A 21064-nucleotide genomic window follows, 5' to 3' on the forward strand; every position below is an offset into this window, starting at 1 on the left:
ATGACCAACCCACCGCCCCTCAGCAAGCTCGAACGCGTGTCCCTCCGGCAGGCCTGGAAGCACGAAGCCAACGACTTCACCCCCTGGCTGGCGGAAGACGACAACCTCGAGGCCCTGGCTGATGCCCTGGGCATCAGTGAGCTCGAACTCGTCGCCACGGAGCACTGGGTCGGCGACTTCAAGCTCGACATCCTCTGCACCGATGGCGACGAGCAGGTGGTGATCGAGAACCAGCTGGAGGAGACCAACCACAAGCATCTCGGCCAGATCCTCGCCTATGCAGCCGGGGTCGATGCGCGCAAGGTGATCTGGATCGCGGAGTCCTTCCGCCCGGAGCATCTCGCGGCGTTGCAGTTCCTGAACGTCAACACCAACGACGAACTCAGCTTCTTCGGGGTGCAGATCGAGCTGTGGCGAATCGGCGATTCGCCCCTCGCGCCCAAGTTTGAAGTTGTCGTGAAACCAAACAACTGGGCTCGTGCAGGCCGGGAGCAGGCGCGTGCCGTTTCTGCGGCGACACCGCTTAAGCAGCTTCAGCTCAAGTTCTGGACAGCCCTGGTGGAGCGGCTTGGCAAGGAGGCCACCCAGATCCGGCCTGCCAAGCCTGGTCCCTACCACTGGTTGAACACCTCCATCGGCCGCTCCGGCTTTGGACTCAATATCACCGCCAACACGAGGGATGAGCGGTTGGGCGTAGAGCTCTACCTCTCGGGCACAGAGGCGAAACGACAGTTCTCGAACTTGCTGCTGAAGAAAGATCAGATAGAGGCCGAGCTCGGATTCCCATTGGATTGGCAGGAGCTCCCCAACAAAACAGCGAGTCGGATCGCGACGTGGCGCAGCGAGGCCTCCATTGAAGATGAAAGCCGCTGGGAGGAGTATCAGGCCTGGATCATCGAACAGCTGGTGGCGATGGAGCGGGTGCTGCGCCCGGTGGTGAAGGCTCTGCCATGACCGATATCATCCCGCTGCCTACGGATTACGGCCCCTGGCTCGCGGAGCTGAAAACCCGCATCCACCAGGCGCAGCAACGGGCGGCCCGCAGCGTCAACCGCGAACTGGTGCTGCTCTACTGGCAGATCGGACGTGACATCCTCGAGCGCCAGGGCCGTGAGGGCTGGGGAGCCAAGGTGATCGAGCGCCTCTCTGTGGATCTGCGCAACGCCTTCCCGGAGATGAAGGGCTTCTCCCGGGCCAACCTGCTCTACATGCGCGCCTTTGCGGAGGCATGGCCTGATCGGCAGATTGTCCAACAGGCTATTGGACAATTGCCCTGGGGGCACAATCTGGTGCTGCTCAGCAAGCTCAAGACACCCGACCTGCGGCTGGCCTATGCCACCAGGGCGGCGGAGATGGGCTGGTCGCGTGCCGTACTGGTGCACCACATCGAACGGCGTCTGCTGGAGCGGGAAGGGCAAGCCACCACCAACTTCGATCTCCGCCTGCCTCCTCCCAGCTCCGATCTCGCTCGCGAAGCGCTCAAGGATCCCTATCTCTTCGATTTCCTTGGTGTTGGTGATGAAGCGAGTGAACGCGCCATCGAGACGGCTCTGGTGGACCACATCACCCGCTTCCTGTTGGAGCTGGGCGCAGGCTTTGCCTACGTGGGCCGCCAAGTCCCCCTTGAGGTGGGCGGCGAAGACTTCTTCATCGATCTGCTCTTCTATCACCTCAAGCTGCGCTGTTATGTGGTGATCGAGCTCAAGGCCACCGCCTTCAAGCCGGAGCATACCGGTCAGCTCAGCTTCTACCTCTCAGCCGTCGACGCGCAGATGAAGGGCGAACACGATGCGCCCACGATCGGCATGTTGCTGTGCAAGAGCAAGAACAAGGTGGTGGCCGAATACGCCCTACGCAACATTCATCAACCGATCGGGGTCGCTGAATACCAGCTCACCGAGTCCCTTCCTGCCGACCTGCAGACCAGCCTGCCCAGCATCGAGGCCATTGAGCAGGCCCTCACCGATCCCGCCGGAGGCGCTCCGATGCCATGACTCCCAATCCCTACAGCGAAGACCTCCTGGTCGAGCAGCCCGCCCTGGCCCTGCTGACGGAACTGGGTTGGCAGACCGCCTGCGGGCTGGAGGAAACCTTCGCGCCGGAAGGCGGCAGCCTGGGGCGCCGGGATCGCCGCGAGGTGGTGCTGCTGCCAAGGCTGCGGGCAGCCCTGCAGCGGCTGAACCCAGGCCAGCCACCGGAGGCGATCAGCGCCGCCATCGAGGAGCTCAGCCGTAATCGCTCGGCCATGGGCCTGGTTGCGGCGAACCGGGAGGTGTACCAGCTGCTCAAGGACGGTGTGCTCGTGTCAGTACCCGACACAAAACGGGGCGGCCTGAGCAAGGTGCGGCTGCGGGTGATCGACTGGGACCGGCCCGCAGAGCACGACTGGCTCGCGGTCAACCAGATCAAAATCGAGGGAGATCTCTACAACGGCATTCCCGATCTGGTGGGCTTCGTGAACGGCCTGCCGCTGGTGGTGATGGAGTTCAAGAAGCCCGGTGTCTCGGCCCGCGAGGCCTTCACCGGCAACCTCACCCACTACAAGGAGGCCATCCCGCAGCTGTTCTGGAGCAATGCCTTCCTGATCGCCTCCAATGGCACCGCCAGCCGCATCGGTTCCCTCAGCGCCGACTGGGAGCGGTTCTTCGAGTGGAAGCGGATCGCCAGCGAAGACGAACCCCGCCGGGTGTCGCTGGAGGTGCTGCTGCGCGGCACCTGCCAGCCGCAGCGCCTCCTCGATTACGTCGAGAACTTCACCCTGTTCACCGGCAGCAAGAGCGGGCTGGTGAAGATCATTGCCCAGAACCATCAGGTGATCGGCGTCAACAACGCCATCGCCGCCACCCTGGAGGCCCGCCGCCGGGGGCACGGCCGGGCGGGGGTGTTCTGGCAGACCCAGGGCAGCGGCAAGAGCTATTCGATGGGCTTCTACAGCCAGAAGATTCAGCGCAAGGTGCCCGGCGACTGGACCTTCGTGATCGTCACCGACCGCACCGACCTCGACGTGCAGATCGCTGACACCTTCAAAGCCGCCGGGATTGTCTCCCAGGCCGAGGGGGATCAGTGCCACGCCGGCAGCGGCGCCCAGCTGGCCGCGCTGCTGCGCGGCAACCACCGCTACGTGTTCACCCTCATCCAGAAGTTCCGCGTCCCCGAGCTGCTCTGTGATCGCAGCGATGTGGTGGTGATCACGGATGAGGCCCATCGCAGCCAGTACGACACCCTGGCCCTGAACATGCGCACGGCCCTGCCCAAAGCGTTGTTCACCGCCTTCACCGGCACGCCGCTGATCGATGGCGAGGAGCGCACCCGCGAGGTGTTCGGTGATTACGTGTCGATCTACGACTTCCAGCAGGCGGTGGAAGATGGCGCCACCGTGCCGCTGTTCTATGAGAACCGCACGCCCGAGCTGCAGCTGGTCAATCCCGATCTCAACGACGACATCTACGCGGTGATCGAAGCCGCCGATCTTGATGGCGAAGAGGAGCAGAAGCTCGAACGGGAACTGGGCCGCCAGTACCACATCATCACCAGGGACGACCGACTGGAGACGATCGCCCGCGACATCGTGCGCCACTTCCTCGGCCGCGGATTCATGGGCAAGGCGATCGCCATCTCGATCGACAAGGCCACCACCCTGCGCATGTACGACAAGGTGCAGCGCTACTGGCAAGAGGAAACCGAGCGGGTGCGTGCCCTGGTGGAGCAGCTGCCGCCAGATCCCACAGAAGAGGGGGAGGAGCTGCGCCAGCGCCTGCACATCCTCACCACCACCGACATGGCGGTGATCGTGTCGGCCGCCCAGAACGAGATCGCCGACATGGCGGCCCTGGGCCTGGACATCGAACCGCATCGCCGCCGTCTCACCACATCCGAGCCCCCGCTTGATCAGCGCTTCAAGGATCCGGGCGATCCGCTGCGGCTGGTCTTCGTGTGCGCCATGTGGCTCACCGGCTTCGATGCACCGAGCTGCTCGACGCTCTATCTCGACAAGCCGATGCGCAACCACACCCTGATGCAGACGATCACCAGGGCCAACCGCGTCTTTCCCGGCAAGCACAGCGGCCTGATCGTCGACTACGCCAATGTGTTCGCTTCGCTGGAGAAGGCGCTGGCCCTCTACGGCGGGCGCAGCGGCAGTGGCGCCAAACCCACCCAGGACAAATCGGTGCTGGTGGACCAGCTGCGGCAGGTGCTCAACGATGCCCTGCGCTTCTGCGCGGAGCATCAGGTCGACATCGCAGGGATCCATGCCGAGTCCGATGGAATGAAGCGGCTGCAGGCGATCGAGGATGCCGTCGAGGCCCTGATCGCGCCGGAATCGCTGCGGCAGCGGTTCCAGGAGCAGCAGCGCCTTGTGCAACTGCTGCACGCCGCAATCAAGCCCGATCCCGCCGCCCAGGAGTTCGCCGCCTCGGCCGGCGCGCTCAAGAGCATCGCGGCCGCCATCCGCCTGAAGCTCAATCCCAATCCGCCCGACATCAGCGCCGTGATGGGCCAGATCGGCCAGGTCTTGGATCAGTCGATCACCGGCATCGCCATCCGCGATCAGGGCCCGCCCAGCATCGATCTGTCCAAGATCGATTTCCAGGCTCTGGCGGACAAGTTCAAGCAGAACAAGCACAAGAAGACGGAGCTGGAAGAGCTCAAGGCACTGATCGCGGCCCACCTCGCCCGCATGGTGCAGCTCAACCCCACCCGCGCTGATTTCCGCGAGACGTTTGAAGCGCTGATCGACAGCTACAACGCCGGCAGCCGCAGCGTGGAGGAGATCTACAAGCAGCTGCTCACCCTCAGCCTGCAGCTCAGCCAGGAGCAGCAACGCCACATCCGCGAGAACCTCAGCGAGGAGGAACTGGCGATGTTCGACATCCTGCTCCAGTCCGCACCGGATCTCTCAGACAGCGACCGCGCCAAGGTGAAGCAGTCAGCCCGGGAGCTGGTGGAGAAGTTCAAACAGCTCCTGGTGCTCAACTGGCAGCAGAAGTCCGAGGCCCGAGCCAAGCTCAAGCTGCTGATCCAGGATGCGCTCGATATCGGCTTGCCGCGCGCTTACACACCGGAGCTGTACCAGCAGAAATGTGAGGCCGTCTTTGCTCACATCGAACAGGCCTACCCCGAGCGCGACCAGAGCGTGTACTCCCTGACAAGCAGCCAAGCCGACCTCTGAAGCCGTGCCAGCCTCAGGGTTGATGCACGGGGTGCATGAATTGGGCCGACAGCAATACGGCTCTCGAGTCGTTCCTGCCCGACTGGATCGAGACCGCCGCGGAAGAGGCCCGCAGCGTGGCGCTGGGGATGCTGCGCGAACGGGGCCGCGGTGCGGTGCTGGTCGGTGTCGCCCGGCTCGATACGGCTCTTGATGTGCTGCTCAAGGCGGCCCTGGCGCCGCCGCGGGGTAGCGAAACCCTGCTCCTTGCCGATCGACCACTGGGCTCCCTCGGCGCCAAGATCGCGCTGGCGGCCCGACTTGGGCTGATCGATCCAGCGGTGGAGCAATCGCTGCACAACCTGCGCCGCGTGCGCAATGGTTTTGCCCACTCCACAGCGCCGGTGCGGCTCGCCGATCCGCCTTACCGCGACCGGCTGCGCGACAGCGTCGCCCAGGCCCGACGCAACCCCCTGTGGCAGCCGATGCAGACCATCCTCGAGCAGCACCTGGCGGAGCAGACAGGCTGCCCTGAGGCTGAGCACGACCCTGGGCTGCAATCGTTCGTGCTGCTGATCACGATCCTGGTGGCGTTTGTGGAAACCGCCGCACGCCTCCTGAGCCCGATCAGACCGAGCTTGAGCCTGACCTTTGAAGAGGGAATCAGCCGATCGATCAACGCCACTCAATAGAGCAACCGGTTGCCCTCGTAGCGGGCTTGCAGCAGTTCCTGTCCAGCCGGTGGATCAGCTTCTGCTGGCGGGCCTCCTGACGGGCGCGGGTGCTGGGGCTGCCCTCGAAGTGGGTGAGTTCGTTGCGCAGCAGGCCGCCAGCAGGGGCTCTCGGGCTTTGCCCTCTACTGCTTCCCGGGCCGCGTTGGCCAGGGCACCAAGATCCCGGTGCTGGTCGAGGTATTCCCCCTCCGCGATGACCAGGAAGACCGCACCGATGCGCTGGCAGCTCTGGCATCGTTTGCCAACTCGCTTCGCAGTCGTTCCAAGGATCCTGACTGTTCCGGCCAGCCATCGCCACGCAGCTGAACGGGTTGTCGCCGAGTTGGAGGTGCTCTCAGGTGGCGGCGGGTCGTTCGCAACTTTGCTGCGACAGCTGGTGGCCCGGAGGCGCCAAGAGGAACTGCTCAGCCGCGAGAAGCAGACGGCCAGGTTTCGCTTCGGCAAGCCTGAATTGCCACCGTCCTGGTTTGAGCTGCTGGCTCGCGAACTGGATAGCCCGGAATGGCGGTTGGCGCTGGCCCTTGCCACCGGCCGGCCCTATGGCGGCATCAACGATGTGCTCTTGATGCTGGATGGGCGGCTGGATGCCGATCAGGTGGACGAACTGCAACAGGGCATCGGCTGGATTGAATGCCGCGGGCTACCCCGATTGCCTGCCCCGGAGGCCCAGCTGCCCTGGCTACCGCCCGACTATCTCGCCGGCCTGCTGCTTAATCAGCGGCTGTTTGATCCACACGTGCCCGTTGTGGGCGATCGTGCCCGCTGGCGGGAACGGCTACTGGCCGGCCGGCCAGAAGAAGTGATGGTCGTGGCGCTGCACCGTCTTCGCATCGCTGAAGAGGTGAGCTGGCCCTGGCCTTCGATCACCCATTCCGATCCTCAACGCTTGCTCAGGGCCGTGGATGTGCCCGTGCACCCGGCGACGCTGGGCAGGTTGAGGCAGGGCTAATGGACCCATTGCCAATGCAATAAGTGAAGCGGTATGGCTGCAGGATGTTTCAACTGCTGCAACTGAATCGGCTGACGTTTGGAGTTGCCTTGCTGCTGCTCAGCATTGATCAGCTCTGCCTCCATTTTCCGAAGGCAGTTGATCACATCGGAATGGTTGCTTGTTGTTGATTTGGCTTTGACCAGGCAGCCATGGCTTCCCGGATCTTATTTGGATTCCACAGGATCTTGCTTGTCTTGCCAGGAGTTGTGCGCAGCCAGTGAGTGCCAGGCTCTAGTAATTGATGGTCCTTGAGTCGGTGAAGTGTTGCCTGGCCGATCTGCAGGGATTCGCTGGCTGCGCCAATGCTTACCCAGGATTCCTCGCGGAATTGACTGCTCATCTCCACGGATAGCAAAGCAATCTTTGGAATGATTATCAGTCTACTGACCGTGAAGGGCACCTTGCTGGTAGGGCGATCCCTACGGGAGGGGCCCCTGATAAAGCGCAATTGGATCCTCCCCTCCCAGCCAACTGCGGTAGGCCTTGTGGTGGGCCGCCACGGTGTGTCCCATGAACAGCGAGGCATGAGCATCGGTCACCCGGTAGCGCGGTGAATGCAGCCGCCGGGCGTAGGCATGCCGGAACCCGTAGGACGTTTGCCCCTCGCCGCCGATCAGACCATGGCGGCGCAGGTGCTGGTTCACCCGGGCGCCGGCCTGGGACTTGCTGCTTAAGGATGGCAGCGGCTTGGCCCAGAGCTGGGGCAGTCGGAACTCCTCCACCCACTCCGGGTGAAACGGCGGCACCTGCCGCGGCGGAGTGGTGCCATGGCGGTTGGTCTTCCCGGCCGGGATCCAGATGCAGTCCGGGCGATCCTTTGAGGGCTCAGCCACCCAGGCCTCCCAGGGCCGCAGGCCATAGACGGCCAGCAGCACTACGACCCGCTGCCAGGGGCCACTCAGGCCGCCGCTGGTGATCTTCTTGATCTCATCGTCTGAGAAGAACGCCTGGGGCCTGTGCTCCACGGCCATGCCGGCGTTCTGCAGGGGATCCAACAGGGGGCCGTTCCAGGGCTGCCCGCACAGCTCGCAAAGCTGCCGCAGGAAAGCCACAGCGCGTCTCCTGCTGGGGCTCCTAGGACTCGTCTGCTCGATGGCCTGGAGTAGTGAGCTGTCGCTCAGCGGCTGCTCGGGGTCCAGTTGGCGCAGGCGGCTGAAGTAGTGCCGCTCGATCGTGGCGTCCGACACCCCCTGGGCGCGCTTGAACCGTTGCCAGATCGCCGCCACCTCATTCACGTCCAACCGGCGCTTTTCACTCTTGCCCTTGCGGCCCGGCCTTTTACCCGTTCTTACCCCTTCCCCGAAGCAGGCCTCGTGCCAGGCGTCCGAGTCGAACCCGTCCTTGTGCTCGTGGCGGAAGCGCAACAGGGCCAGCGCCCGTTCCTGGACGTCCACCGGATCGGCCTCGAAATCCAGGTACAGCGGCACCCGCCGGCCAGTGAGCTGGACGTACAGCCGCCGCCCCACCGACCGCAGCCGGAACCCCCGCCCGAAGGTTCCCGAGCAGCGGGCAGCCAGTGCGCTGACGGTCAGATCAATGACCTTCTGACCCTCCGCCAAGGGTAAATTTACCCTTTTTTGACCCCGAATGCCGCGAGATGCCTCCACTTGCCTCCATATGACCGGAGGCAAAAGGTAGTTCCTGACAGGATTTCGAGGAAGCCCTTGACGAGACTTGAACTCGTGACCTCTCCCTTACCAAGGGAGTGCTCTACCGCTGAGCTACAAGGGCATGTGGAAGGTGGGCCGGGTTGGATTTGAACCAACGTAGGCAGAGCCAGCGGATTTACAGTCCGCCCCCATTAACCACTCGGGCACCGACCCGAACCACACCCCAAGAACTTACCAGCCGACCGGTCCGCCCCTTCCCCCTGCGGCTCGCTCCGTAGCATGGCCTTTGACAAGGTGTCCGATGTTCCAGGACGGCTTCCACCATGCGCGTTCTGCTGCTCAACGGGCCCAACCTCAACCTCCTGGGCCTCCGGGAGCCCGGCCTCTATGGCGCCGCGACCCTTGAGGCCATCGAGACCGCCCTGCGTTCGGAAGCGAAGATCCTGGGCGTGGAACTGGACTGCTTCCAGAGCAACCACGAAGGTGCCCTGGTGGACCGCATCCATGCGGCCCGGGGGCAGATGGACGGCATCCTGATCAATGCCGGCGCCTACACGCACACCTCGATCGCCCTGCGCGACGCCCTTCTGGCAGTCGCGATCCCCTTCGTCGAGCTGCATCTGAGCAACGTGCACGCCCGTGAGCCGTTCCGGCATCACTCCTGTCTGGCGGACAAGGCGGTGGGCGTGCTCTGCGGCTTCGGGGCCGCCAGCTACAGCCTGGCCCTGCAGGGGCTGCTGGGGCATCTGCGGGCCGGCGCCTCGCCTCAGCCATGAGCGCTGCTCCCCTGCCACATGCTTCTCTGGCCGCCGTGAACCCCTCCGGTGGGCGCGTCGCGGACCCCCTACCGGTGGCACCCGCCAATCCCACCGCCCGGGTGAAGTGGCTGGCCGCTCCCAGCAGTGCCCGCTGGCTGGAGCAGGCGATCGCCAGGCCCGATCTGGTGCTGATCGATCACGCCCACTGCGAGCGCAAGGCGGCCGGGGTGGCATTGCAGCTGATGTTCCGCTACCCCGGCGATGCCGCCCTGGCGGCTGTGCTCAGCCCGATCGCCCGTGAGGAGCTCGAGCATTTTGAGCAGGTGGTGTCGCTGCTGGAGGGTCGTGGCATCGCCCTGCGACCCCTGCCGGCTCCGGCCTATGGCGCCACCCTCAGCGCGGCGGTGCGCAAGGGTGAGCCGGAACGCAGGCTCGATTCGTTTCTGGTGGCAGGGCTGATCGAGGCCCGCAGCCACGAGCGCATGGCACTCCTGGCCGCCCACAGCCCCGACCCGGAGCTACGGGCGCTCTACGGAGCGCTGCTGGCCAGTGAGGCTCGCCACTTCGGTCTGTACTGGCTGCTGGCCGAAGAGCGCTTCGGCCGGGCCGCCACGGTGGAGCGGCTGGAGCTGCTGGCGGCGCAGGAGGTGCAGGCGCTCAGCGGGGAGTTGGCCGATCACGAGGGGGTGCGGATGCACTCGGTGGGGGTGGAGGGCTGACGCCTCAGCGGTTCCGGCTGAAGCCGGTGGGATCGGGCAGCGCTTCCCAGGCCTCGATCTCCACGGCGTAGGCGGCATGGCGCTGGATCGCGTCATCCATGAACAGGGCGGCGCGGATCGGGGTGTCCGGACCTCGCGAGAAGCCGTGCATCGCACCACCGGCCGTGATGCAGCGCAGGGCCGCCAGTTGCAGGTCGCGCCGTGCCTCCTGCAGCGGGTAATCCCGGACGCCGCGTGCCACCAACTCCTGATGCCAGGCGAGCAGCAGCTCCTCATGGCGCCCCAGGCGCTGGGAGGTTGGCGTGCTGCCGCCCACCAGGAAGGCGATGTCGATGGCGGCCAGGCTGCGGCTGGCCCACGACCAATCGATGATCACCGAGGTTGCATCGTCCGCTGTGTCGCTGAACAGCAGATTGTCGGCCCGCAGGTCACCGTGAACGAGGGTCCAGGGGCGTTCGGCCAGTGCCTGATCGATGGCGTCGTTCTGCTCCAGAACCGCGCGGTACAGGCGGCTCACCTCCGGGCCGAAGCGCACCCCATAGGTGGCGAAGAAATCCTCGACGATCTCTCCATTGGGAGTGGCGAACCAGAAGCCATGATCCGGCAGCCAGTCGTGTTGCCGCAGGCCGGGATCCAGCCAGAACTCCGCATGGATGGCGGCCATGCGCCGGATGCTGGCCAGGGTCTCCTGATCGGTGAGGCCGATCACCTGATCGCCGGAGCGCAGGTGGGTGAGATCCTCCAGCAACAGCCAGCTTGGATCACCGGTATTGCTCGCATACACGGTGGGCTGGTGATTCTTCAGCCTGGGCGTGCAGTGGGTGTAGACGCCCACCTCGCGCCCGAAGGCGTTGTTGAGGCGGCTGAAGGCATTGAAGTCCTGGTCGGCCGTTTCGCTCTTGAGGATCACGCTGCCCGGTCCGCCGGCCTCCGGTGCGTAGTCCAGCCGCAGCCGCCAGGTGGTGGATTGAAAGCCTCTGGCCTCGCCAAGAAGCCTGGCTTCCAGGCTGCGCACCGTGGTGCCGAGCGCCTCGCCGATCCAGGCGGGTTCCGGATGCTTGACCGCCCCCACAGGGAGCTCAGAGGTCGGATCGGAGCCAGCCATGCGTCTCAACCGCCTCGTGAAAGCACTATGGCGGGTCGTACGCTCCTGTCACCGTTGACGTCCTGAGGCTTACGCAGGCTCTGCCCCGTCCAGCAGCGGAAATCGCTCGGCGCGCATCCCCCGTGAACTGCGCCACCCAGCCCTCCAGGTTCTGGACAACGCGCAGGGCCGTGAAGCGGGGTGCGCTGCCCACTGGCGACCCGATCCGCAGCGCGTCCCGGAGCGTCCCGGGCGGCGGCTCTGAAGCGATCCGGCAGCGATCGGGGCGGCCATGACGAACCCGGTCCGACCGATTCCCTCCCCTGCGCCTACCGTGACCGCAATGGCTCCCCTCTTCAAGGCTCCATGTACGGCCTGGTCAATCAAGCCATCCGCGACATGATCCTGGTGAACCATGGGGAGGAGATCTGGGCCTGGGTGCGGCAGCGCGCCGAGCTCGAGGTCGACACCTTCGAGGGAATGGAGCCGTATCCCGATGACCTCACCCACCGGCTGGTGATGGCGGCCAGCGTCGAACTCCATGATGATCCCCACGCGCTGCTGCGGGCCTTCGGGGAGTTCTGGGTCAAGTACACCGCCGCCGAGGGCTACGGACCCCTGATGGACATGGCGGGCTCCAGCCTGCCGGAATTTCTCAACAACCTCGATGACCTGCATGCCCGGGTGGGCGTCAACTTCCCCCAGCTGGTCCCTCCCAGCTTCGACACTGAGGAACACGATCAGGGCACGATGCATCTCCACTACCACTCCAGTCGGCAGGGGTTGGCGCCGATGGTGATCGGCCTGGTGGAAGGCCTCGGCGATCGGTTCGATACGCCGGTGGAGGTGGAGCAGCTGGCGAGTCGCGGCGAAGGTGCCGATCACGATGTCTTTTCGGTGCGCTACGAACCGCCGCAGACCTCGCCCGGTGGCGTGATCGAGCAGCCGTGAACCTGGCCCCCTCGGCGCAGCGCTTCCCGGAGCTGTTCCCCTTCCACGTGGTGGTCGATTCCACCCTGGTGATCCGCCAGCTGGGCCCTGCGCTGCAGCGTCTGCTGGGCCCGGATGTGTGTGGGGCCCCGCTGCTGGAGCAGGCGCGCCTGCATCGTCCGCCGTTGCCCGAACCCAGCCTTTCAGGCCTGGCGCGGCTCAGCCACAAGCTCATCGTCCTCGAGTTCCCGAAGCTTCCCCTGCAGCTCAAGGGCCAGTTGCTGGTGGAAGAGCCTTACGCCCTCTTTCTGAGCACCCCCGTGGTGAGCAGTCTCGACCGGCTCAGTTCCCTGGGGATCCGCCTCAGTGACATCGCCCGCCACGATGCGCTCGCCGATGCCCTGGTGATGCTGCAGACCAAGGACATCACCATCGCCGATCGGGTCCAGCGGCGAACCAGTGATCTGGAACTGCTCGCCACCCGCGATGCGCTCACGGGAGTGGGCAACCGGCTGCTGTTCAACCGGGAGATCAGCGCGGCCCTGGCCGAGCAGCGAGACCGAGGTGTCCCCCTGGTGTTGCTCCTGGTGGATGTGGACCACTTCAAGCGCTTCAACGATCGCCACGGCCATCCGGCCGGTGATGCCTGCCTGCGGGGCGTGGCCCAGCGGCTGGTGGAGTTGGTGGGCCGGAGTGGCGATCGGGTGTACCGCTATGGCGGAGAGGAATTCGCCGTGCTGTTGCCGGCCACGGATCTTGCCGGCGGACAGAAGGTGGCGGAGCGCATCATTGCTGGGTTTGCGCGGGCCCCCCTGCAGCTCGATCCTCAGCTGGAGGCGATGCCGTGCAACCCTCGCATCACCGTCAGCGCCGGGGTGGCGTGTGCTGACCCTCGCCTTCAGGGCAGTCAGCCGTCTGGTGCGACCGGGACGATGGATGCCACCCTGCTGATCGCCAAGGCGGATAAAGCTCTCTACCAGGCGAAACATGGTGGCCGAAGCCGCTTCGTCAGCCTGGCCTGAGAGTGCCTGCCGGCGGTCGGCCGCCTTGTCCCGACGGTCTCAGTCCTGACGGTCTCACCACACTCTGCCGCCCCCGGGGGCGGGGACCGAAGTCTGCTGGCCGAGGGCTTCAGTGGCCGCGGCCTGGCAGTGCCCCGTCCAGCAGCGGAAAGCGCTCGGCGATCGGATCGCCGGTGAACTGCGCCACCCAGCCCTCCGGATTGTCGAAGAAGCGGATCGCGGTGAAGCACGGTTCGCTTCCCATGTCGAACCAGTGCCTGGTGCCGGCCGGCACGCGGATCCAGTCTTCGGCCTCGCAGAGCACCTGCAGCACCTCCTCACCGATGTGCAGGCAGAAGAGGCCGCGGCCTTCGACGAAGAAGCGCACCTCGTCCTCGCTGTGGGTGTGTTCCGCGAGAAATTTCTGTCGCAGGGCCTCCCGATCCGGATGGTCCGGTGTCAGGCGGATCGCGTCGACGGTGGGATAGGTGCCGCTCGCCTGCACCCGGGCGATCTCGGGGGCGTAGGCGGCCAGGATCTGCTCGGTCGTGGCCTCCGGGGCCAGCTCCACCCGCGCCGGCCAATGCTCGAAACCGATGCCGCGCTGGGCCAGCTCCGCCGCGATCAGCGCCGGGTCGTTGCTGGCGAGAGTGGGGAGGGGATAGCCGTGGGCCTCCACCGGGAAGATCTGCAGTTGGCTCACCGCTGTGCCAGGGCCTCAGGGATGGGACCAGCCTAAGGAGCCTGTCCGTGACGTTTGATGCCCGCGTCAGCTGCGGCCATGGTGGTCAGGCGCGATCGGGTGGGCTGCCGGGGCCCGATCGAGTTGGCGTGTGATCGGCCTTCGGGGCTGGGGCGTCGGCCGTCACTGGCAGGCTGCCCGGGGCTGTGACGCGGTGGAGGGGCCATGGGGCTGGATCGAGATCTCCTGGTTGGGGCGGCCGTCGCCGCTCCCGGTCTGACGTTGGTGGGGGTGGGGCCCGGTGACCCGGAGCTGCTGACCGTGGCCGCCGTCCGGGCGATCAACGCGGCGACGGTGGTGGCCTATCCCGTCGCCGAGCCTGGGGCCGAGGGCATGGCGGCCCGTATCGCCGCGCCCTGGATCGCGCCGGATCAGCGTCACCTGCCGCTGCTGTTCCCGATGGTGGAGGAGGCCGAGCCGCGCCGTCGTGCCTGGCATGCCGCCGCCGCCGCCCTTGCCGCCGAGGTGTCCGCCGGCGCGGCGGTGGTGCTGCTCTGCGAGGGCGACGCCTCGCTCTACGCCAGCTGCTCTTACGTGTTGCTGGCCCTGGCCGAGCGGCATCCGGCCTGCGCGGTGCGCGTCGTGCCCGGTATCCCGGCCGTGGCGGCGGCGGCGGCGGCGGCCTCCGGCGAGGGGATGGCCTGGCCGCTGGCGCTGCAGCAGGAGGGGCTGCTCATCCGCCCCACGCCGGAGAGCCCGGAGGAGCTGATTGGCCTGCTGGAGCAGGCGGCGGTCACTCGCACGGTGCTGGCTCTGCTCAAGCTGGGGCGCCGCTGGCGCTGGGTGCAGCCGCTCCTGGCGGAGCGGGGCCTGCTCACTGCGGCTCTGTTCGCACGTCGGGTGGGCTGGGGCGATCAGCTGCTGGCGGCGGCGGATCAGGTGCCGGCGGAGGCGCAGCCCTACTTTTCACTCCTGCTGATCCGCCAGAGCTGGCCGGAGGTTCTGCCATGACAGCCCTCGACTGGCTGGCGTTGCTGCACCCGGTGCTGATCGTTCTGTTCGTGTACCCGGTGATCGGTGCCACGATCCGCCTCGGGATCCTGGTGCGGGAGAAGCGCCTGGGCATCACCCGCCAGCCCGATCTGGTGCCGGTGGAGCACGCCGCCCATGGCGCCTGGGTCACGGGCGGCGTGGTGGTGGCGGTGCTGATCGCCCTGCTCTACTCGCTGCTCGCCCATGGGTGGGCCTCGGGCTCCCCCGTCCTGGCCCTGCCCCGCCAGCTTTTGCTGGGGCTCGTGGCCGCCGGCACCCTGGTGGCGTTGCTGGCGCTGCTGCGGGTGCGGCGGGCCGCGCTGCGGGCCAGCTTCGCGCTGCTCTGCTGGGCTGGACTTCTGGGCCTCGGAAGCCAGCCGGAGATCTGGCGCCTGTCGGACAACCCCCTGAGCGCTGGTTTCTGGGGTTCCCACTACTGGAGCGGCGTGCTGCTCACCGGTCTGCTGCTGTTCACCACGGCGGCCCGCCCGGAGATCACTCGGATGCCGCGGCTGCGCCGCCTGCATCTGCTGCTCAATCTCCTGGTGATGGTGCTGCTGGCGGTGCAGGCGATCACCGGCAGCCGCGATCTGCTGCAGATGCCCCTCAGCTGGCAGACCCCGGCGATCCTGAGCTGTGATCCGCTGGCCCGCAGCTGCCCGATGCCGCCTCCGCCGGGGCTGCCCGCGCTCTGACGGGCCCCATGGCTGTCAGGCGCCACCAGGGCCGTTCAGTCGTCGTCGGGGCCCCTCTGTGGCGTGGGGGCCAGCTGCTCGACGGCCCGCATCAGCAGTTCCAGGGCCTCCGATGGTGTCGGTGCGCGCATCAGGGCGTGGCGCATTTTCGGGGCGCCGGCGAAGCCGTTGCAGGTCCAGCCCATGTGCTTGCGGGCGATCAGCAGGCCGTGATCGCCGCGGGATGCCACCAGCGCCTGCAGCTGTTCCGCCGCCAGCTCCAGCCGCGCGCGCGGGCCGGGAGCGGGCGGCACGGGCCGGCCGCTGAGGGCCGCATCGATCTGGCCCACCAGCCAGGGATGACCCATGGTGCCCCGCCCCACCATCACCCCGTCGGCGCCGGTGATCTGCAGGCAGCGCAGGGCGTCATCGGGTCCGTGGATGTCTCCGTTGGCGATCACGGGAATGCGCAGCGCCTGCTTCACCGCCGCGATCGCTGACCAGTCGGCCTGGCCCTTGAAGCCCTGCTCGCGGGTGCGGCCGTGCAGGGTGAGCATCCGGGCGCCGGCCTCCTCCAGCCGCCGGCACCAGCGCACCGCCTCCGCGGTGGTGTCCGCGCCGTCGGGAGCGCCGCACCAGCCGAGGCGCGTCTTCACCGTCACTGGAACGCTGACCGCCGCTGCCACCGTCGCCACAATCCGGGCCGCCAGCTCCGGTTCGCGGATCAGGCCGCTGCCGCCCCCCTTGCGGGCGATCTTCTTCACCGGGCAGCCCATGTTGATGTCGATCAGGAAGGCGCCGCTCGCCTCGGCCCGCCGCGCCGCCTCCGCCATCCCGTCCGGCCGGTGATCGAACAGCTGCACGCCGATGGGGCCCGCTTCACCGGCCAGCTCCTCCACCTTGAGGCGGCCGTGGCCGAGCTCGAGGCTGGTGGCGTTCACCATCTCGGTGAACAGCAGCGCATCCGGCGCCCAGCGGCGCACCAGGCCCCGGAAGATGCGGTCGCTCACCCCCGCCAGCGGGGACTGCAGCACCCGGCAGCGCAGCGATCGGGCCGTGCCGCGCCCGCCCAGCTCGAGGTCCTGCGGGAAGAGGGGGCCTGGTGCCAGGCGTGCTTCGGGGGCGACGGTCAGCATGGCTGTCGTTGCGCAGGCCTCAGTCATCACGCGATCGGCGCATGCGGGCATCCCCGATCCTGGCTGCACGCGGCGAGGCACCAGCTCCGTCCTCGCTGTTCGGGCTCGGGGCAGGCTCCACGGCGACGTCAGGGGGGGACCTGGTGGCCTGGACCGTCGAGTGGGGCAGAGGCACCGCGGGACCGGCGTGAACCGGGACGCTTCGGGGGGTCTGTGGTCACCCGGGGGGGGCGCGGGTGGCTCAGGCCTCCGAGACCCCGCTGGCGAAACCGCTGCGTGGGGCCCACGGGCCAAGCGCTCCCGTGATGACCCATGTCGCTCCGCAGCCAGCCCGGGCAACAACACCTGAGTTCCCCAATGGGATGGCTGCCCTCTTGCACAGGCAAGGGCGGCACCTCCGGAGTGTTGTGGGTCATCCAGAGCGCTCGAGCGGGGCCCTGCGGGCCGTGGCGGCGGCGGGCTCGTCATGCTGGGTGGCGCTCCAGCCCTTCGCCGCCGTGGACGCCGCCCCCGATTCCGCACCTCATCCCCTCAGCCGTGAGCTGCTCGAGGCGGTGCTGGCCGACCGCACCAGCGACCGGTTCGTGTGTGAACTGGTATGGCCGCGGCTGGGCTACGCCCGGGATGCCGCGGGGCGGTGGTGCGCCGGACCTTCCACCGAGGCCCGCTGGCGCGAGGCCTTCCCGGTCGAGCCCCAGTTCATCGCCGAGCGTCCGCCCAGCGTCGCCCTGACCCGGTCGATTGCGAAGGAGCACAAGCAGCTGCTGAAGGAACAGCTCGCGTTCGCCGGCTATCGCATCGGCGAGCTGTACCCGCGCCGCACCCGCCGCGCCACCGCCGTGAACTGGCTGCTGGCCCACCTGGCCGAGCGGGGCGAGCCGCTGCCGGAGGCGGGCCCTCTGCCGCCGCTGCTGGAGATGCCCGCCGATCCGGTGGCCGGCCACCCCGGCGATCTGCCGGTGCGCTGAGATCCCGCGGGCGTGACGCCTGCCCCTCGGCGGCCAGGCCGAGGATGGGTCTGTAGGGTCAAGACAGGACTTCCGTAGTTGGGATAACGCAACGTGGCTCTTCCTGTCGTCGCCATCGTCGGGCGACCCAATGTGGGCAAATCCACCCTGGTCAATCGCCTCTGTCGCAGCCGCGAGGCGATCGTTCACGATCAGCCGGGAGTGACCCGCGATCGCACCTATCAGGATGGGTTCTGGGGGGATCGCACCTTCAAGGTGGTCGACACCGGCGGCCTGGTGTTCGACGACGACAGCGAATTCCTGCCGGAGATCCGTGAGCAGGCCGCCCTGGCGCTGGAGGAAGCCTCGGTGGCCCTGATGATCGTCGATGGCCAGCAGGGTCTCACCGCCGCCGATGAGGCGATCGCCGAATGGCTGCGCTTCCAGGACGTGCCGGTGCTGCTGGCGGTGAACAAGTGCGAGTCGCCGCAGCAGGGCCTGGCGATGGCCGGTGAGTTCTGGGGGCTGGGCCTGGGCGAGCCCTGGCCGATCTCCGCCATCCACGGCGCCGGCACCGGGGATCTGCTCGACAAGGTGATCTCCTTCCTGCCGCCGGTGGGCAGCGAGGACGGGGAGGAGCCGATCCAGCTGGCGATCATCGGCCGGCCGAATGTGGGCAAATCGAGCCTCCTCAATGCCATCAGCGGTGAGAACCGGGCCATCGTCAGCCCGATCCGCGGCACCACCCGCGACACGATCGACACCACGATCGAGCGTGAAGGTGTCAGCTGGAAGCTGCTCGACACTGCCGGCATCCGCCGCCGGCGCAGCGTTGACTACGGCCCGGAATTCTTCGGCATCAACCGCAGCTTCAAGGCGATCGAGCGCAGCGATGTCTGCGTGCTGGTGATCGATGCCCTCGATGGCGTCACCGAGCAGGACCAGCGGCTGGCGGGCCGCATTGAGGAGGACGGCCGCGCCTGCGTGGTGGTCGTCAACAAGTGGGACGCGATCGAGAAGGACAGCCACACGATGCCGGCGATGGAGAAGGAGCTGCGCGCCCGCCTCTACTTTCTGGACTGGGCGCCGATGCTGTTCACCTCGGCCCTCAACGGCCAGCGCGTCAACGCGATCTTCCCCCTGGCCAAACTGGCGGTAGAGCAGCACCGCCGCCGGGTGAGCACTTCGGTGGTCAATGAGGTGCTGCAGGAGGCCCTGCGCTGGCGCTCTCCGCCCACCACGCGCGGCGGTCGCCAGGGCCGGCTCTATTACGGCACCCAGGTGGCCAGCGGGCCGCCGAGCTTCACGCTGTTCGTCAATGATCCGAAGCTGTTCGGCGACACCTACCGCCGCTATGTCGAACGCCAGATTCGCGAGGGGCTCGGGTTTGAGGGCACGCCGATCAAGTTGTTCTGGCGCGGCAAGCAGCAGCGTGACGCCGAGCGTGACCTGGCCCGCGTCGGTTCCCGCGGGCGCTGAGCCGATGGGCAGGGGCTGGCGCTGATGGACTGGCTGCGCCAGCTGCCGATCGGGCAGTACGTCGATCCTGGCGAGGACGGCCGTCGCTCCTGGCTGCGGGATCTCGATCCGCGCCTGAAGCTGCTCTGGACCCTGGCTTTTCTGCTGACGCCGATCCTGGCCGGCCCCCTCTGGCGGCTGTCTCTGGTTGTTCTGTTGCTGCTGATCACCCTGGTCAGCGCTCTGCCGCTGCGCCTGTGGCTGCGGGGCGTGCTGCTCTGGCTGGCCCTGGGGCTCCTGGTGGGCCTGCTCTCCTGCGTGCTGCCCGTGGGCGGGACGCCACCGGCCACCCTGCAGCGGCCCCCCACGGAGCTGCGCCTGCAGCCCGGCCCCGTCGCGGGCGCTCCGGCGCCTGCGCGCAGTGGCCTGGCCTGGGAGCTGCTGCGCTGGGGACCGGCCCGGCTCGGGCCGGTGGAGCTGGGCCCCGTTGTCATCACCCGCAGGTCGGCCCAGCTCGGGCTCAACAGCGCCACGCTGCTGTTCACCCTGATTCACAGCGCCAATCTGCTGCTGCTCACCACGTCGCCCGAGCAGCTGGTGTGGGCGATCGACTGGTGGCTGATGCCCCTGGGCCGCGTCGGCCTGCCGGCGGAGCGGCTGGGCTTCATCCTGCTGCTCTCCCTGCGCTTCCTGCCGCTGGTGCAGGAGGAGCTGCAGAACCTGCTGCGGTCGCTGGCCACACGGGCGGTCCATCTGCGCTCGCTGGGCTGGAAGGGGGGACTGGCCCTGGTGCTGGCGCTGGGTGAGCGGCTGCTGGCCAATGTGCTTCTCCGCTCCGAGCAGGGGGCCGAGGCGCTGCTGGCCCGTGGTGGCCGCTGGCTGCCCCCTCAGGAGCTGCGGGAGGAGGCAGGTGGCCTGGGGGCATCCAGCTGGATCGCCCTGGCAGGCCTGCTGTTGTTTCTGGGTGTGCGCCTGCGCTGGGGCACGCTCTGAGCAGCGGCGCCCGGCACCTGCGGCAGCCCCATCAGCGCCTCCCACCGGCGGAGCAGGCTGCTGTGGATGCCCCTGTGGTGCAGGCGTCGGCGGGATGGCCATGGCCCCGGTCAGGGTGGTGGGCTTGAATGGCGACAAGACCGATCCGGGATGTGAGCCAAGAGCGTTATCTCAACCATCCGACCTTCGGCATGCTCTACCGCGTCGCCCCCGTCGCGGAAGGCAAGGATCTTTATGCGACGCTCTACGCCCAGCGCATCTTCTTCCTGGTCACGCTGCAGAACCGGGGTGCCAGTTTCGAGGTGATTCCGCTGATGGATGCCCGCCATCACGCGGAGCAGAATCTGGCCCGTGCACGTCGCGAGGGACCGGAGGTCCATGCACGCTGGCGCCAGCTGTTCGATCAGACCTTCCTCTGATGGACGGCGGGGCGCACCCCGATCCGCTGGCCGCGCGCCTTGAGGCCCTTCGCCGCCGGCTGCCCGCTGCCACGCGGCTGCTCGCCGTGAGCAAGGGGCAGCCTGCCCATGCCATCCGCGCTGCCGTGGCTGCCGGGCAGCGCAGTTTCGGGGAGAGCCGGCTGCAGGAAGCGGTCGCCAAGCAGGCGCAGCTGCAGGATCTCGGGCCGCTCGACTGGCACTTCATCGGCCGCCTGCAGGCCAACAAGGCGCGCGGAGTGTTGCGCCACTTCGCCACCATCCACTCGGTGGACAGCCCGGAGCTGGCGGAGCGGCTGCAGCGGATCGCCGCGGAGGAGAACCTCTCCCCCGCCATCCTCTTTCAGGTCAAGCTTGCACCCGATCCCGCCAAGACCGGCTTCGATCCGGTGGTGTTGCGTCAGGCCTGGCCGCGGCTGAGCCGGCTGGAGCCCCTGCGGCCCGTGGGGCTGATGACCATCGCGCCGATGGGGCTGGACCGGCAACAGCGTCTGGCGCTGTTCGGACACTGCCGCGATCTGGCTGCGGAACTCGGTCTCGGGGAGCTCTCGATGGGCATGAGCGGCGACTGGCCCGAGGCGGTGGAGGCCGGCAGCACCTGGGTGCGCCTGGGGAGCGGTCTGTTCGGTCCCCGGCCGGCGACGGCGGGGACGGAACCCGGGATGGACACGGCCGCAAAGGCTTGCACCGGCTGACGTGGGACGCTATTCAGGATCCAAGCATCCAACC

Annotated in this window: 21 protein-coding genes and 2 tRNA genes; 16 read left to right on the forward strand and 7 right to left on the reverse strand. The window is 67.4% G+C overall.

The window, feature by feature from the left end:
• The 5 genes from H8F25_RS14345 to H8F25_RS14365 all read left to right on the forward strand — a co-directional run bounded on the left by H8F25_RS14345 (position 1) and on the right by H8F25_RS14365 (position 6832).
• On the forward strand, positions 1-954 hold the full coding sequence (locus H8F25_RS14345) for a DUF4268 domain-containing protein (RefSeq protein WP_197210986.1): 954 nt from the start codon (positions 1-3) through the stop codon (positions 952-954).
• Positions 951-1994, forward strand: a complete 1044-nt coding sequence (locus tag H8F25_RS14350; RefSeq protein WP_197210987.1) for a YhcG family protein — start codon at positions 951-953, stop codon at positions 1992-1994. Before H8F25_RS14345 ends, H8F25_RS14350 begins: the two co-directional genes overlap by 4 nt.
• Positions 1991-5170 carry a type I restriction endonuclease subunit R gene (locus H8F25_RS14355; RefSeq protein ID WP_197210988.1) on the forward strand — a complete coding sequence of 1060 codons (3180 nt, stop codon included), beginning with the start codon at positions 1991-1993 and terminating at the stop codon, positions 5168-5170. The genes H8F25_RS14350 and H8F25_RS14355 overlap by 4 nt, the downstream gene beginning before the upstream one ends.
• A gap of 35 nt (positions 5171-5205) precedes the next feature.
• Entirely contained in the window at positions 5206-5841 is a 636-nt protein-coding gene (locus H8F25_RS14360) for a hypothetical protein (RefSeq protein WP_197210989.1), read from the forward strand.
• A 235-nt stretch (positions 5842-6076) separates the two neighbouring features.
• Entirely contained in the window at positions 6077-6832 is a 756-nt protein-coding gene (locus H8F25_RS14365) for a hypothetical protein (protein WP_197210990.1), read from the forward strand.
• 142 nt (positions 6833-6974) lie between these two features.
• On the opposite strand, the gene H8F25_RS14370 is transcribed toward H8F25_RS14365, so the two are convergent.
• From H8F25_RS14370 to H8F25_RS14385, 4 genes are all read right to left on the reverse strand, one after another.
• Positions 6975-7274: a hypothetical protein gene (locus tag H8F25_RS14370; RefSeq protein ID WP_231596872.1), complete on the reverse strand. Its 300-nt coding sequence runs from the start codon at positions 7272-7274 to the stop codon at positions 6975-6977.
• Positions 7275-7293: 19 nt separating this feature from the next.
• Positions 7294-8433, reverse strand: coding sequence for a hypothetical protein (locus H8F25_RS14375; RefSeq protein ID WP_197210992.1), 1140 nt, complete (start codon positions 8431-8433; stop codon positions 7294-7296).
• 100 nt (positions 8434-8533) lie between these two features.
• Positions 8534-8605 (reverse strand) — tRNA-Thr (locus H8F25_RS14380).
• A 10-nt stretch (positions 8606-8615) separates the two neighbouring features.
• Positions 8616-8697, reverse strand: a tRNA-Tyr gene (locus H8F25_RS14385).
• Between the two features lie 110 nt (positions 8698-8807).
• Between H8F25_RS14385 and aroQ the strand changes: the two genes are divergently transcribed.
• Together aroQ and H8F25_RS14395 are read left to right on the forward strand one after the other, a co-directional pair.
• Complete coding sequence (gene aroQ / locus H8F25_RS14390) at positions 8808-9260, forward strand: type II 3-dehydroquinate dehydratase (RefSeq protein ID WP_197210993.1); 453 nt, start codon at positions 8808-8810, stop codon at positions 9258-9260.
• Positions 9257-9961 (forward strand): tRNA-(ms[2]io[6]A)-hydroxylase, encoded by a 705-nt coding sequence (locus H8F25_RS14395; protein ID WP_197210994.1) that lies wholly within the window; start codon positions 9257-9259, stop codon positions 9959-9961. Before aroQ ends, H8F25_RS14395 begins: the two co-directional genes overlap by 4 nt.
• 4 nt (positions 9962-9965) lie before the next feature.
• Here H8F25_RS14395 and H8F25_RS14400 read toward each other — a convergent pair whose 3' ends face one another.
• The gene (locus H8F25_RS14400; protein WP_231596873.1) at positions 9966-11033 is read right to left on the reverse strand and encodes an ecdysteroid 22-kinase family protein; all 1068 of its coding nucleotides are present in this window, start codon (positions 11031-11033) and stop codon (positions 9966-9968) included.
• 378 nt (positions 11034-11411) lie between these two features.
• Between H8F25_RS14400 and H8F25_RS14405 the strand changes: the two genes are divergently transcribed.
• Both H8F25_RS14405 and H8F25_RS14410 read left to right on the forward strand, forming a co-directional pair.
• On the forward strand, positions 11412-11996 hold the full coding sequence (locus H8F25_RS14405) for a heme NO-binding domain-containing protein (protein WP_197210996.1): 585 nt from the start codon (positions 11412-11414) through the stop codon (positions 11994-11996).
• A complete protein-coding gene (locus H8F25_RS14410; RefSeq protein ID WP_197210997.1) occupies positions 11993-12997 on the forward strand; it encodes a GGDEF domain-containing protein in 1005 nt (334 codons plus the stop codon). Before H8F25_RS14405 ends, H8F25_RS14410 begins: the two co-directional genes overlap by 4 nt.
• A gap of 109 nt (positions 12998-13106) precedes the next feature.
• On the opposite strand, the gene H8F25_RS14415 is transcribed toward H8F25_RS14410, so the two are convergent.
• A complete protein-coding gene (locus tag H8F25_RS14415; protein WP_197210998.1) occupies positions 13107-13679 on the reverse strand; it encodes an acireductone dioxygenase in 573 nt (190 codons plus the stop codon).
• Between the two features lie 204 nt (positions 13680-13883).
• Between H8F25_RS14415 and cobI the strand changes: the two genes are divergently transcribed.
• Positions 13884-14669: a precorrin-2 C(20)-methyltransferase gene (gene cobI / locus H8F25_RS14420; RefSeq protein ID WP_197210999.1), complete on the forward strand. Its 786-nt coding sequence runs from the start codon at positions 13884-13886 to the stop codon at positions 14667-14669.
• Complete coding sequence (locus tag H8F25_RS14425) at positions 14666-15385, forward strand: DUF4079 family protein (protein WP_197211000.1); 720 nt, start codon at positions 14666-14668, stop codon at positions 15383-15385. Before cobI ends, H8F25_RS14425 begins: the two co-directional genes overlap by 4 nt.
• 35 nt (positions 15386-15420) lie before the next feature.
• Here the strand turns inward: H8F25_RS14425 and dusB are convergent, their stop codons facing one another.
• On the reverse strand, positions 15421-16500 hold the full coding sequence (dusB, locus tag H8F25_RS14430; RefSeq protein WP_231596874.1) for a tRNA dihydrouridine synthase DusB: 1080 nt from the start codon (positions 16498-16500) through the stop codon (positions 15421-15423).
• Between the two features lie 497 nt (positions 16501-16997).
• Here dusB and H8F25_RS14435 point away from each other — a divergent pair, with 497 nt between their 5' ends.
• The 5 genes from H8F25_RS14435 to H8F25_RS14455 all read left to right on the forward strand — a co-directional run bounded on the left by H8F25_RS14435 (position 16998) and on the right by H8F25_RS14455 (position 21030).
• Positions 16998-17468 carry a DUF1823 family protein gene (locus H8F25_RS14435; protein WP_231597386.1) on the forward strand — a complete coding sequence of 157 codons (471 nt, stop codon included), beginning with the start codon at positions 16998-17000 and terminating at the stop codon, positions 17466-17468.
• A gap of 93 nt (positions 17469-17561) precedes the next feature.
• Positions 17562-18926: a ribosome biogenesis GTPase Der gene (gene der, locus H8F25_RS14440; RefSeq protein ID WP_197211003.1), complete on the forward strand. Its 1365-nt coding sequence runs from the start codon at positions 17562-17564 to the stop codon at positions 18924-18926.
• A gap of 24 nt (positions 18927-18950) precedes the next feature.
• Positions 18951-19898 carry an energy-coupling factor transporter transmembrane component T gene (locus H8F25_RS14445; RefSeq protein WP_197211004.1) on the forward strand — a complete coding sequence of 316 codons (948 nt, stop codon included), beginning with the start codon at positions 18951-18953 and terminating at the stop codon, positions 19896-19898.
• 152 nt (positions 19899-20050) lie between these two features.
• Positions 20051-20317, forward strand: coding sequence for a PipX family protein (locus H8F25_RS14450; protein ID WP_197211005.1), 267 nt, complete (start codon positions 20051-20053; stop codon positions 20315-20317).
• The gene (locus H8F25_RS14455) at positions 20317-21030 is read left to right on the forward strand and encodes a YggS family pyridoxal phosphate-dependent enzyme (RefSeq protein ID WP_197211006.1); all 714 of its coding nucleotides are present in this window, start codon (positions 20317-20319) and stop codon (positions 21028-21030) included. Before H8F25_RS14450 ends, H8F25_RS14455 begins: the two co-directional genes overlap by 1 nt.
• Positions 21031-21064: the final 34 nt, after the last annotated feature.

Origin of the sequence: Synechococcus sp. CBW1004 (genome assembly GCF_015840715.1) — a bacterium.
Classification (GTDB): Bacteria; Cyanobacteriota; Cyanobacteriia; order PCC-6307; family Cyanobiaceae; genus Cyanobium.

What these genes read in the sequence shown, in the direction of transcription:
- H8F25_RS14355 (WP_197210988.1), top strand. Translation starts at nt 1,991, where the DNA reads ATGACTCCCAATCCCTACAGCGAAGACCTCCTGGTCGAGCAGCCCGCC.
- H8F25_RS14455 (WP_197211006.1), top strand. Translation starts at nt 20,317, where the DNA reads ATGGACGGCGGGGCGCACCCCGATCCGCTGGCCGCGCGCCTTGAGGCC.
- H8F25_RS14350 (WP_197210987.1), top strand. Translation starts at nt 951, where the DNA reads ATGACCGATATCATCCCGCTGCCTACGGATTACGGCCCCTGGCTCGCG.
- dusB (WP_231596874.1), bottom strand. Translation starts at nt 16,500, where the DNA reads ATGCTGACCGTCGCCCCCGAAGCACGCCTGGCACCAGGCCCCCTCTTC.
- H8F25_RS14445 (WP_197211004.1), top strand. Translation starts at nt 18,951, where the DNA reads ATGGACTGGCTGCGCCAGCTGCCGATCGGGCAGTACGTCGATCCTGGC.
- H8F25_RS14395 (WP_197210994.1), top strand. Translation starts at nt 9,257, where the DNA reads ATGAGCGCTGCTCCCCTGCCACATGCTTCTCTGGCCGCCGTGAACCCC.
- H8F25_RS14360 (WP_197210989.1), top strand. Translation starts at nt 5,206, where the DNA reads ATGAATTGGGCCGACAGCAATACGGCTCTCGAGTCGTTCCTGCCCGAC.
- H8F25_RS14425 (WP_197211000.1), top strand. Translation starts at nt 14,666, where the DNA reads ATGACAGCCCTCGACTGGCTGGCGTTGCTGCACCCGGTGCTGATCGTT.
- H8F25_RS14405 (WP_197210996.1), top strand. Translation starts at nt 11,412, where the DNA reads ATGTACGGCCTGGTCAATCAAGCCATCCGCGACATGATCCTGGTGAAC.
- cobI (WP_197210999.1), top strand. Translation starts at nt 13,884, where the DNA reads ATGGGGCTGGATCGAGATCTCCTGGTTGGGGCGGCCGTCGCCGCTCCC.
- H8F25_RS14365 (WP_197210990.1), top strand. Translation starts at nt 6,077, where the DNA reads ATGACCAGGAAGACCGCACCGATGCGCTGGCAGCTCTGGCATCGTTTG.
- H8F25_RS14345 (WP_197210986.1), top strand. Translation starts at nt 1, where the DNA reads ATGACCAACCCACCGCCCCTCAGCAAGCTCGAACGCGTGTCCCTCCGG.
- aroQ (WP_197210993.1), top strand. Translation starts at nt 8,808, where the DNA reads ATGCGCGTTCTGCTGCTCAACGGGCCCAACCTCAACCTCCTGGGCCTC.